Genomic DNA, 11,471 nt, shown 5'->3' on the forward strand with positions numbered 1-11,471 from the left:
GTGCGGCTAAGGCGGGTGTCCCGGGATCGGGAGGATGCCCGGGTTTCCGGCGCGGGACGCCCGGGGACGCCGGATCCGGCACCGATGAGTTTCCGGGCGCCGGCCGGTCACCCCTACGAACCTTTCGAACGGCTCGAACGGTTCGAACGGCAAGCGCGACCGCGAAGGAGTAAGTCATGACCATGGTGGACCTCGGCCCCCAGACCCGGATCGTGGCGCGGCTCGCCGCGTCCGTGACCGACGAGCAGCTGACCGCCGCCACACCGTGCCCGGACCTCGCGGTGCGCCACCTGCTGGGACATCTGCTGATGCTGTCCGTGGCCTTCCGGGACGCCGCCCGCAAGGACCTCGGTACGACGACCGACACCAGCCCCACCGCCGCCCTGCCGGACATCGGCCCCGACTGGCGCGCGCGGCTGCCCGAGGCGCTGGACGAGCTGGCCGAGGCGTGGCGGGATCCGGGCGCCTGGACCGGGGACACCCGCGCCGGCGGGGTGGACCTGCCGGGCGCGGTCGCCGGTGCCGTCGTCGCCGACGAGCTGGTGATCCACGCCTGGGACCTGGCCCGCGCCACCGGCCAGGCCTACACCCCCGACCCGGCCGCCCTCGACTCGGCCCTCGCGTTCCTGCGGGCCGCGGCCGACGACCCCACCCGCGGCGGCGGCATCTTCGGCCCCGCCGTCCCGGTCCCCGCCCACGCGCCGCTGCTGGACCGCGCGGTGGGCCTGAGCGGCCGGGACCCGGCGTGGCCGCACCGGGGCGGGCCCCCGGCGGCCGGGGCCTGAGCCGACCGGCGGAAGCCGGGCGGCAGAAGCGGCGGGCCGGGCCTACGGTGGCCCTGAGAGGGGGCACGCCGAACGGGTACGGAGGAAGCCGCCATGCAGGAGCACTACGTGTGGGTGACGACGCGCCGCCTTCAGCCGGACGCGCTGGACGACTTCGAGCGGGCCTGGCGTCCGGAACCCGCACCGCAGGGCCTGCACCGGGCCTACGCCTACTGGTCCGAGGACGGCCGGGAGGTCACCGGGGTGTCGTTCTGGGACTCCCGGGAGTCCTGCGACGCGTGGCGGAACTCCGAGTCGGAGGCGCGGCGGCGCGCGGCCATGGCCCCGTACGTCGCCGAGGAGCGCGAGGGCTTCTACCGCGGCCGCGAGCTCACCCTGCCCACCACCGCCCGCGGCTGACCGCGTCCGCCGCGGACCGCCCTGCCTACGGTGGAGACATGAGCGGGATCGTCGTCGTGTACGAGCTGGAGCACCCGGCCGCCGGGCACGCCCCCGCGGCCGGGCCGCCCGGCGCCGAACGCCTCCCGCACCGGGTGCACGCGGCTCCCGCCGCCCCCGGCCGGCCCGACGTGGTCGGTCCGCGCACCCTGTGCGGCAAGGACACCTTCGCCATGGTGAGAGCACGCCGCACACCGGCCGGGAGCCCCGGGGAGCCCTGGTACCCCGAGGAGTACGCCTCCGCGGTCTGCCCGGACTGTGCCGCGGTGATGGAGATCTGAGCCTCCAGGAAGCCCCGAGAAGCCTCCGGGCAGCCGCCGGGGCCACCGCGTGACTTTCCTTTGTCAGAAGCATTGACGAATCACGGCCCCCCTCCTACGGTCAACGCGTCGTACTTCGTACGTCATATATGAGACGCGATATGTGAGATCCGAGAGGGCCGCATGACCTCTGTGCCCACCCCGATCCCGTCCCGCACGCAGTACGTGCTCGACGCGATCAAACACCGCATCCTCACCGGGCAGCTGACGCCCGGTCAGCCCTTGGTGGAAACGGAACTGGCCGCGCAGTTCGGGGTGTCCAAGACCCCGGTGCGCGAGGCGCTGAAGACGCTCGCCGGGACCGGGCTGGTCGTGATGAGCCAGTACAAGGGCGTCACGGTGCGCATGGTGGACGCGGACATGGCGCGCGAGGTCTACGACGTGCGGCTGCTGCTCGAACCCGAGGCGCTGCGCCGGGCCGTCGCCCGGGGCGCCCGCCTCGACGCCGCCCGGGACGCGCTCACCCGCGCCGACACCGCCACCGACACCGCCGAACGCTCCCTCGCCAACCGGGAGTTCCACCGCGCCCTCTACCTGCCGTGCGGCAACCCGCTGCTCGGCCGGATGCTGGACGAGGTCCGCGACCAGGCCGCCCTCGTCTCCGCCGTCGCCTGGTCCGCCGACCCCTCCTGGGACCGCGAGGCCGCCGAGCACCGGGAGATCCTGCGGCTCGCGCTGGACGGCGACGCCGACGGCGCCGCGCACGCGCTGCACGCCCACATCGCGTCCTTCGTACGCCGTGCGTTCCCGGAGCCCCTCCCCGAGGAAGGTCACCAATGAGCAGCGTCACGTTCGAGACCCAACGGGCGGCCCTGGCCGACGTGGTGGCCATCCCGGTGACCCCCTTCGCCGCGGACGGCTCCGTCGACAAGGGCGCCCACCGGGCCCTGCTGCGCCGCGTGCTCGACGGCGGGATCACCACCCTCACCCCCAACGGCAACACCGGCGAGTTCTACGCCCTCACCCCCGAGGAGCGCCGCCTCGTCACCGAGCTGACCGTCGACGAGGCCGGCGACCGCGCCACCCTGCTGGTCGGCGTCGGGCACGACCTGCCCACCGCGATCGCCTCCGCCCGGCACGCCCGCGACCTCGGGGCCGCCATGGTCATGGTCCACCAGCCGGTGCACCCGTACGTCTCGGCGGCCGGCTGGGTCGACTACCACCGCGCCATCGCCGAGGCCGTCCCCGAACTCGGCGTGGTGCCCTACCTGCGCAACGCCCAGCTGCCCGGCGCCCGGCTGGCCGAACTCGCCGACCACTGCCCGAACGTCATCGGCGTCAAGTACGCCGTCCCGGACGCCGCCCGGTTCGCCGCCTTCGCCCGGGACGCGGGCCTGGAGCGCTTCGTCTGGGTCGCCGGCCTCGCCGAACCGTACGCCCCCGGCTACTTCTCCGCCGGTGCCACCGGCTTCACCTCCGGCCTCGTGAACGTCGCCCCGGCCGTCTCCCTGAACATGATCGAAGCGCTGCGCGCCGGCGACTACCCGGCCGCCATGAAGGTCTGGGAGCAGATCCGCCGCTTCGAGGAACTGCGCGCCGCGCACGGCAACGCCAACAACGTCACCGTCGTCAAGGAGGCCCTCGCCGCGCTCGGCCTGTGCCGCCGCGACGTCCGCCCGCCCAGCAGGGCGCTGCCCGAGGACGAGCGCGCCGAGGTCGCCGCCATCGCCGCCGGGTGGTCGATATGAACACCCCCCGCAGGAAGCCCGGGGAACTGCGCAGCCACCAGTGGTACGGCACCGACGGGCTCCGCTCCTTCAGCCACCGCGCCCGCACCCGCCAGCTCGGCTACCTGCCCGAGGAACACCTGGGCAAGCCGGTCATCGCGATCCTCAACACCTGGTCCGACATCAACCCCTGCCACGTCCACCTCCGCGACCGCGCCCAGGCCGTCAAGCGCGGGGTGTGGCAGGCGGGCGGCTTCCCGCTGGAGTTCCCGGTCTCCACCCTGAGCGAGACCTTCCAGAAGCCGACCCCCATGCTCTACCGCAACCTGCTCGCCATGGAGACCGAGGAGCTGCTGCGCTCCTACCCGGTCGACGGCGCGGTCCTGATGGGCGGCTGCGACAAGTCCACGCCCGCGCTGCTGATGGGCGCCGCCTCCGTCGGCCTGCCCGCCGTCTTCGTACCGGCCGGGCCGATGCTGCCGGGCCACTGGCGCGGCGAGACCCTCGGCTCCGGCACCGACATGTGGAAGTACTGGGACGACAAGCGGGCCGGCCTCATCGGCGACTGCGAGATGAGCGAGCTGGAGAGCGGCCTGGCCCGTTCGCCCGGCCACTGCATGACGATGGGGACGGCCTCCACGCTCACCGCCGCGGCCGAGGCGCTCGGGGTGACCGTGCCGGGCGCGTCCAGCATCCCGGCGGTGGACTCCGGGCACGACCGGATGGCGGCGAAGGCCGGCCTGACCGCCGTCGAACTGGTCCACCGGGACCGCGGGCTGTCCGACATCCTCACCGCCGAGGCGTTCGAGGACGCGGTCACCACCGTGCTCGGCCTCGGCGGCTCCACCAACGCCGTGATCCACCTGATCGCCATGGCCGGCCGGGCGGGCGTCCGGCTCACCCTGGACGACTTCGACCGCGTCGCCCGCACGGTCCCGGTCCTCGCCAACGTCCGCCCCGGCGGCCGGACCTACCTGATGGAGGACTTCCACTTCGCCGGCGGCCTGCCCGGCTTCCTGTCCCGGATCACCGACCTGCTCCACCTGGACCGGCCGACGGTGTCGCACGACACCCTGCGCGAGCAGCTGCGGGGCGCCCGGGTGCACCACGACGACGTCATCCGCACCCGGGAGAACCCGGTCGCCAGCGAGGGCGGGGTCGCCGTACTGCGCGGCAACCTGTGCCCGGACGGCGCGGTCATCAAGCACATCGCCGCCGAACCCCACCTGCTCCAGCACACCGGCCCGGCCGTCGTCTTCGACGACTACCGGACCATGCAGCGCACCATCAACGACCCGGCGCTCGGCATCACCGCCGACCACGTCCTGGTGCTGCGCAACGCCGGCCCCAAGGGCGGCCCGGGCATGCCCGAGTACGGCATGCTGCCGATCCCGGACCACCTGCTCAAGCAGGGCGTGCGGGACATGGTGCGGATCTCCGACGCCCGGATGAGCGGCACGAGTTACGGCGCCTGCGTGCTGCACGTGGCCCCGGAGTCGTACGTCGGCGGCCCGCTGGCGCTGGTGCGCACCGGCGACCTCATCACCCTGGACGTCGGCGCGCGCAGCCTCCACCTCCACGTGGACGACGCGGAGCTGGACCGCAGGCGGGCCGGGTGGACCCCGCCGCCCGCCCGGTACGAGCGCGGCTACGGCGCCCTCTACAACGAGCAGATCACCCAGGCCGACACCGGCTGCGACTTCGAGTTCCTGGCCCGGCCGGGCACCGTCGCGGACCCGTACGCCGGCTGACCGCGCCCCCGTCCCGCCGAGGCCGACGCACGCCCGTACAGCAAGCGCTTCCTGTACCCGCTGTGCACGCCCTCCCTGCACGTCCCCCCGTGCCCCCTACCTGTGAACGCACCCGTGAACGGAGAACAGTCATGGCCCAAGCCGCAGCCGTGGCGAAACCGCCCGCGCCACCCCGGCGGCGCCGTGCCTCCGCGACCCCGCGCAGGCTGCCGTACCTGCTGATCGCCCCGGCGGCCCTGCTGATGCTGGGCTTCATCGCCTACCCGGTGCTCAGCGTCTTCTACTACAGCCTGCAGGACTACAACCCCACCAAGCCATGGCGGAACGGTTTCGCGGGCCTCGCCAACTTCACCCAGGCCTTCGCCCACGACCCCCAGTTCCGGGACACGCTGACCTTCAGCGCCAAGTGGGTCGTGGTGGAGGTCGGGCTGCAACTGCTCTTCGGCCTGGCGCTGGCGCTCATCGTGAACCAGACCTTCGCCGGGCGGGCCCTCGGCCGCGCGCTCGTCTTCTCCCCCTGGGCCGTCTCCGGCGTGCTGACCTCCGCCATCTGGGTGCTGCTCTACAACTCCCAGACGGGCATCACCCGTTACCTGGCCGACGCGGGCCTCGGCTCCTACGGCACCAGCTGGCTGTCGGACACCTCCACGGTGTTCCCGGCCGCCGTGGTCGCCGACCTGTGGCGCGGGGTGCCGTTCTTCGCGATCCTCATCCTCGCCGACCTCCAGTCCGTCTCCCGGGACCTGTACGAGGCCGCCGAGGTCGACGGGGCGAGCCGGCTCCAGCAGTTCCGGCACATCACCCTGCCCCACCTGAAGGACGCCATCGTCCTGTCCACGCTGCTGCGCGCGGTGTGGGAGTTCAACAACGTCGACCTGCTGTACACGCTGACGGGCGGCGGCCCCGCCGGGGAGACCACGACCCTCCCCCTCTACATCGCCAACACCAGCGTCGACGCCCACAACTTCGGCTACGCCTCCGCACTGACCACGGTGGCGTTCGTGATCCTGCTCTTCTGCTCGATCGTCTACCTGCGGCTGAGCAAGTTCGGAGGCGACTCCAAGTGATCACCGAGATCGCTCCCGCGCCCGCACGGGTCGCGGACGAACCCGTCCGGCCCGGGGGCCGGCGCCGCGCCTGGGACGAGGTCCCGCGCTGGCAGATCTACCTCCCCCTGACCGTCTACCTCCTGTTCACCCTGATCCCGTTCTACTGGATCCTGCTCTTCGCGCTCCGCCCGGCCGGTTCCACCTCGCTGGTGCCCTGGCCGATGACCTTCGAGCACTTCCAGAAGGTGTGGACCGAGCGCGGCTTCGGCACCTACTTCACCAACAGCGTCTACGTCGGCCTCGCCACCCTGGTGCTGACCACCGTGGTCGCCCTGGCCGGGGGCTACGCGCTCGCCCGCTTCGACTTCCGGCTCAAGCGCGGCTTCATGCTGGCCCTGCTGTGCTCCCAGTTCGTGCCGGGCGCGCTGCTGCTGGTGCCGCTGTTCCAGATCTTCGCCAAGCTGTCGATGATCAACTCGCTGGGCAGCGTCGTCCTCGCCGAGACCGTCTTCCAGCTGCCGCTGTCGATGATCCTGATCAGCGGGTTCATCCGGAACGTGCCGCCCTCGCTGGAGGAGGCCGCCTGGGTGGACGGCTGCAACCGGTTCACCGCCTTCCGGATCGTGGTGCTGCCGCTGCTGCGGCCCGGGCTGATCGCCGTCGGCTCCTTCGCCTTCGTGCACGCCTGGAACCACTTCCTGTTCGCCCTGATGTTCCTGTCCGACCCGGACAAGCAGACCATCCCGGTCGGCCTCAACACCCTGATGAGCGCGGACAGCGTCGACCTGGGCGCCCTGGCCGCCGGCGGCATCATCGCGGCCGTACCGGTGGTGATCGTGTTCGCCTTCATCCAGAAATGGCTGATCACCGGGTTCAGCGCGGGGGCGGTGAAGGGATGAGGCTCCGCCCTGCCGGGCTCGGCACCGGCACCCCGCGCGGCGCGTGCGCCGACGACAGGCGTCCGCACCCGGTGACCGGCCGCGCCGGACGCCACCGCCCCCTCGGCGGCGGCGGCAGCAGCGGCGGTACCGCGCCGGCGGCACCCGGCGTGGGCGCAGGCGCGGGCGTGGGGAGGCCGCGATGAGTGTGCCCGTCGTTCTGGCGGGGGCCCGCGGGCACGGTCGCTGGCACCTGGGGAACATCCGCCGGCTCCAGGCCGCGGGGCGCGTGCGGCTGGCCGGGATCTGCGAACCGACCCCGCTGACCGCGGCGGAGATCCCCGACGGGCTCGGCACGCCCGAGCAGTCCGCCGATCTCGGCGCGCTCCTGGACGCCACCGGTGCGCGGATCGCGGTCGTCTGCACCCCGATCCCCACCCACACCGACCTGGCGCTCACCGCCGCCGAGCGCGGGGTGCACCTGCTGCTGGAGAAGCCGCCCGCGCCCTCCTACGCCGAGTTCCGCCGCATGGCCGACGGGGTCGCGCGGGCCGGCGTGGCCTGCCAGATCGGCTTCCAGTCGCTCGGCTCGCACGCGCTGCCCGCGATCCGGCGGCTCGTCGCCGAGGGCGCCATCGGCGAGGTCACCGGGGTCGGCGGGGCCGGCTCCTGGGCCCGCGACGAGGCCTACTACCGGCGGGCCCCCTGGGCGGGCCGGCGCCGGCTGAACGGCGCCGACGTGGTCGACGGGGTCCTCACCAACCCCCTCGCCCACGCCGTCGCCACCGGGCTCGCGCTGCTCGGCACCACCCGCGCCGAGGACGTCACCGGCATCGAGACCGAGCTGCTGCGCGCCAACGCCATCGAGTCCGACGACACCTCCTGCGTCCGCGTCCGCACCCCGCACGGACCGCTCACGGTCGCGGCGACCCTGTGCGCCGAACACCCCGGGGAGCCCTACCTGATGGTGCACGGCACCACCGGCCGGATCACCTTCTGGTACAAGCAGGACCGGGTGCTGCTCCAGCGCACCGGCCACGGCCCGGAGGAGACCGAGTACGGCCGCACCGACCTGCTGGAGAACCTCCTCGGGCACCTGGACGGCGGTACCGCGCTGCTGGTACCGCCCGACGAGACCGGCGCCTTCATGCGGGTCGTCGAGGCCGTGCGGACCGCCCCCGACCCGGCGCCGCTGCCCGAGCACGCCTGGCGGCTGCTGCCCGCCGAACACCGCCGGATCGTGCCCGGCGTCGACGGCCTGGTCGCCGCGTCCGCCGACACCCTCGCCCTCTACTCCGAACTGGGCGCCCCCTGGGCCCCGCCGAACGAGGTGAGCACCCGATGACATCCCCCGACAGCCCGGTCCTGCGGGTCGCGGGCCGCCCCGTCGCCCGTTACGTCGTCCGGCCCGAACTGCCCGCCCGCCTCGCCCCGCGCCCCTACCTGCACCCCGTCACCACCCTGGCCGGCACGGCGGTCACCGAGCTGAGCCCCGCCGACCACGCACACCACCTCGGCGTCGGTGTCGCCGTTCCCGACGTCGAGGGACACAACTTCTGGGGCGGCCGGACCTTCGTCCGCGACCGGGGCCCGACCGAACGCGACGACCACGGCGCCCAGCGGCACGCCGGCTTCCAGCTCCGCGACCCCGACGGCTTCGTGGAGGAGCTGCGCTGGGTCGCCGCCGGCACCGAGCTGCTGCGCGAGCGCCGTACCGTCGCGGTCACCGGACTCGACCCCGCGTCCTGGGCGCTGGACTTCACCTTCTCCCTCACCAACGTCACCGCGGCGCCCCTGTCGATCGGCAGCCCCGCCACCAACGGCCGGCCCGGCGCGCCCTACGGCGGCTTCTTCTGGCGCGCCCGCAAGGAGGAGAGGGCACCCGAGGTGTTCACCGCCGACCGGGACGGCGAGGCCGCGGTGCACGGCACCCGCGCCGACTGGCTCGCGCTGGCCGGCGCCGGCTGGACACTGGTCTTCGCCGGGGCCACCGCGGACACCCGCAGGGACCCGTGGTTCGTCCGGGCCGCCGAATACCCCGGAGTGGGCTCCTGCCTCGCCCACTCCGAGCGGCTGACCGTCCCGCCCGGCGGGACCGCCGTACGCCGGATCGTCACGGTCGTCGCCGACGGCGCCCTCACCCGCCACGAGGCGGCGGCCCTGGTGCGCACGGCGGTGACCCGGTGACCACCCGCACCGACCCGGTCCTGGCCGCCGACCGGTCCGGCCCGGACGCCGTCCGCGTCGGCGACGACGTCCACCTCACCGCCTCCAGCGGGGTCCGCGACGTTCACCCGCTTCCGGATCACGCCCGGTAAGCCACCGGCCCGCCGGCCGCCCCCCGCGGTCCCGGCACCGTTCCGGCCCGCCGCCGAATGGGTGGGGCCCACAGCCGCACCACCGCCCGATCCACAAGAAGAGAGCCGACCATGACAAGCAGCATCCGCATCCGCAGAAGCAGGCGCGCCGCCCTGGCCGTCGCCCTGGGCTCCGTCCTCGCGCTGACCGCCACCGCCTGCGGCGACGACGGCAGCGGCAGCGCGGGGGAGAAGGGGAACGAGGGTTCCGGCAAGGGCACGATCACCTTCTGGGACAACAACGGCGGTGTCCGCACCGACATCTGGAAGCAGATCATCGCCGACTTCCAGCACGCGAACCCGGACATCAAGGTCAGGTACGTCGGCATCCCGGCGGCCTCCGCCCAGTCCAAGTACGACACCGCCATCCAGGGCGGCGGCCTCCCGGACGTCGGCGGTGTGGGCACCGCGATGCTCGCCGAGGTCGCGGTCCAGGGCGCCCTGGAACCGCTGGACGGCCGGCTGGCCAGGAGCCCGCTGAAGGGCAGGCTGAGCCGGAACCTGATCGACGTCAGCAAGGCGGCGGGCGGCGGCCGGGCGCTGTACCAGGTGCCGACCTCCGCGAACAACGGCACGCTGTGGTACCGGACCGACCTGTTCAAGAAGGCCGGCCTGGACGCGCCGACCACCTGGTCGAAGTTCTACGAGGCCGCCGGCAAGCTCACCGACAAGGGCAGGAACCGGTTCGGCTTCACCATCCGCGGCGGCGAGGGCGCCATCGCGCCGGCCCTCGACGCGGTGTACGGCCAGAGCGGCATCACCTCGTTCTGGAACGGCGACAGGACCACCGTCAACGACCCCAGGAACGTGGCCGCGCTGGAGAAGTACGTCGCGCTCTACAAGAAGGACACCCCGTCCGCCGACGTGAACAACGACTTCACCAAGATGGTCGCCCAGTGGGACAGCGGCACGATCGGCATGCTGAGCCACAACCTGGGCTCGTACCAGGACCATCTCAAGGCGCTCGGCAAGGGCAGGTTCCGGGGCGTTCCGAACCCCACGCTGGACGACGGCACCCGGGTGCAGGTCTCCAACCCGGTGGACGGGCTCAGCCTGTTCAAGTCGAGCAAGAACAAGGCGGCCGCCTGGAAGTTCATCGAGTTCGCCGTCTCCGCCAAGGAGAACTCCAAGTTCAACCAGGCGGCGGGACAGGTCCCGGCGAACACCGACGCGGCCGGGGACGCGTGGATCCAGCGGGCCGAGCCGACGAAGCTCGCGGCCGAGGCGCTGAACGGGGCCGACACGAAGATCGTGCAGCTGCCGTACTACCTGCCCGACTGGAACACCATCTCGAAGGCGGACAACGAGCCCAACTTCCAGAGGCTGCTGCTCGGGAAGACGAGCGCCAAGGACTTCCTGGACACGCTGGCCGACCAGCTGAACAAGGCGCAGGCCGACTGGAAGAAGAACCACTAGTCGAAAGGCACAGGCCGTGTCCCTCACGCGCAGACAGATCACGTCCGCCGCGCTCGCCGCCGTCCCCCTCGCCGGGCGTTCCCCCCGTGCGTCCCGCACGCTCCACATCGCGGGCGACTCCACCGCCGCACAGAAGTACGCCGACGCCGCTCCCGAGACCGGGTGGGGGATGGTACTCCCCTTCTTCCTCCGCGAGGAGGTGCGGGTCGCCAACCACGCCGTGAACGGGCGGAGTTCGAAGAGCTTCGTCGACGAGGGGAGGCTGGACGCGATCCTCTCGGTCATCCGCCCCGGCGACCTGCTCCTCGTCCAGTTCGCGCACAACGACGAGAAAGCCACCGACCCCGCCCGGTACACCGAGCCGTGGACGACGTACCAGCGGTACCTGCGGCTGTACCTCGACGGCGCCCGGTCCCGCGGGGCCCGGCCCGTCCTCGCCACCCCCGTGGAGCGCCGCCGGTTCGACGCCGGCGGCAACGCCCAGCCCACCCACGGCGACTACCCGGCGGCCATGCGGGCGCTGGCCGCACGGGAGGAGGTGGCGCTGCTCGACATCGAGGCGCTGTCGCTCGCGCTGTGGCAGCGGCTCGGGGTGGAGGAGACGAAGACCTACTTCAACTGGACCGCCACCGAGCAGGACAACACCCACTTCAACCCGCCGGGCGCCATCGCCGTGGCCCGGCTGGTGGCGCGGGAGCTGTCGCGCGCCCGGGTGCTGGCACGGCACGACGTCGTACGGCTGCACGAGAACATCCCGGCGTCCTGGATCACCTGGCCGCCGGCCACCACGTCCTGACCCAACGTCAAGAG

General features: G+C 73.0%; 13 protein-coding genes. All 13 read left to right on the forward strand.

The window, feature by feature from the left end:
• The first annotated feature begins 176 nt into the window (after window positions 1-176).
• The 13 genes from ACZ3ZD_RS25810 (at window position 177) to ACZ3ZD_RS25870 (ending at window position 11,457) form a co-directional block, all read left to right on the forward strand.
• Complete coding sequence (locus tag ACZ3ZD_RS25810) at window positions 177-785, forward strand: TIGR03086 family metal-binding protein (RefSeq protein ID WP_467401716.1); 609 nt, start codon at window positions 177-179, stop codon at window positions 783-785.
• Window positions 786-878: 93 nt separating this feature from the next.
• Window positions 879-1,184, forward strand: coding sequence for a hypothetical protein (locus ACZ3ZD_RS25815; protein ID WP_467401717.1), 306 nt, complete (start codon window positions 879-881; stop codon window positions 1,182-1,184).
• Window positions 1,185-1,222: 38 nt separating this feature from the next.
• A complete protein-coding gene (locus ACZ3ZD_RS25820; RefSeq protein WP_467401720.1) occupies window positions 1,223-1,504 on the forward strand; it encodes a hypothetical protein in 282 nt (93 codons plus the stop codon).
• Window positions 1,505-1,666: 162 nt separating this feature from the next.
• Complete coding sequence (locus ACZ3ZD_RS25825) at window positions 1,667-2,323, forward strand: GntR family transcriptional regulator (RefSeq protein ID WP_467401723.1); 657 nt, start codon at window positions 1,667-1,669, stop codon at window positions 2,321-2,323.
• Window positions 2,320-3,231, forward strand: a complete 912-nt coding sequence (locus ACZ3ZD_RS25830; RefSeq protein ID WP_467401725.1) for a dihydrodipicolinate synthase family protein — start codon at window positions 2,320-2,322, stop codon at window positions 3,229-3,231. Before ACZ3ZD_RS25825 ends, ACZ3ZD_RS25830 begins: the two co-directional genes overlap by 4 nt.
• Window positions 3,228-4,961: an L-arabinonate dehydratase gene (araD, locus tag ACZ3ZD_RS25835; protein ID WP_467401728.1), complete on the forward strand. Its 1,734-nt coding sequence runs from the start codon at window positions 3,228-3,230 to the stop codon at window positions 4,959-4,961. Before ACZ3ZD_RS25830 ends, araD begins: the two co-directional genes overlap by 4 nt.
• Before the next feature lie 131 nt (window positions 4,962-5,092).
• Complete coding sequence (locus tag ACZ3ZD_RS25840) at window positions 5,093-6,028, forward strand: carbohydrate ABC transporter permease (protein WP_467401730.1); 936 nt, start codon at window positions 5,093-5,095, stop codon at window positions 6,026-6,028.
• The gene (locus tag ACZ3ZD_RS25845) at window positions 6,025-6,909 is read left to right on the forward strand and encodes a carbohydrate ABC transporter permease (protein ID WP_467401734.1); all 885 of its coding nucleotides are present in this window, start codon (window positions 6,025-6,027) and stop codon (window positions 6,907-6,909) included. Before ACZ3ZD_RS25840 ends, ACZ3ZD_RS25845 begins: the two co-directional genes overlap by 4 nt.
• 181 nt (window positions 6,910-7,090) lie before the next feature.
• The gene (locus tag ACZ3ZD_RS25850) at window positions 7,091-8,233 is read left to right on the forward strand and encodes a Gfo/Idh/MocA family protein (protein WP_467401736.1); all 1,143 of its coding nucleotides are present in this window, start codon (window positions 7,091-7,093) and stop codon (window positions 8,231-8,233) included.
• Window positions 8,230-9,075 carry a DUF6807 domain-containing protein gene (locus ACZ3ZD_RS25855; protein ID WP_467401739.1) on the forward strand — a complete coding sequence of 282 codons (846 nt, stop codon included), beginning with the start codon at window positions 8,230-8,232 and terminating at the stop codon, window positions 9,073-9,075. The genes ACZ3ZD_RS25850 and ACZ3ZD_RS25855 overlap by 4 nt, the downstream gene beginning before the upstream one ends.
• Entirely contained in the window at window positions 9,072-9,206 is a 135-nt protein-coding gene (locus ACZ3ZD_RS25860) for a hypothetical protein (RefSeq protein ID WP_467401741.1), read from the forward strand. The genes ACZ3ZD_RS25855 and ACZ3ZD_RS25860 overlap by 4 nt, the downstream gene beginning before the upstream one ends.
• Before the next feature lie 111 nt (window positions 9,207-9,317).
• A complete protein-coding gene (locus tag ACZ3ZD_RS25865) occupies window positions 9,318-10,661 on the forward strand; it encodes an ABC transporter substrate-binding protein (RefSeq protein WP_467401744.1) in 1,344 nt (447 codons plus the stop codon).
• 16 nt (window positions 10,662-10,677) lie between these two features.
• Complete coding sequence (locus ACZ3ZD_RS25870) at window positions 10,678-11,457, forward strand: rhamnogalacturonan acetylesterase (RefSeq protein ID WP_467401747.1); 780 nt, start codon at window positions 10,678-10,680, stop codon at window positions 11,455-11,457.
• Window positions 11,458-11,471 lie beyond the last annotated feature (14 nt).

The sequence above is a fragment of the Streptomyces sp. NPDC023481 genome, assembly GCF_055560195.1.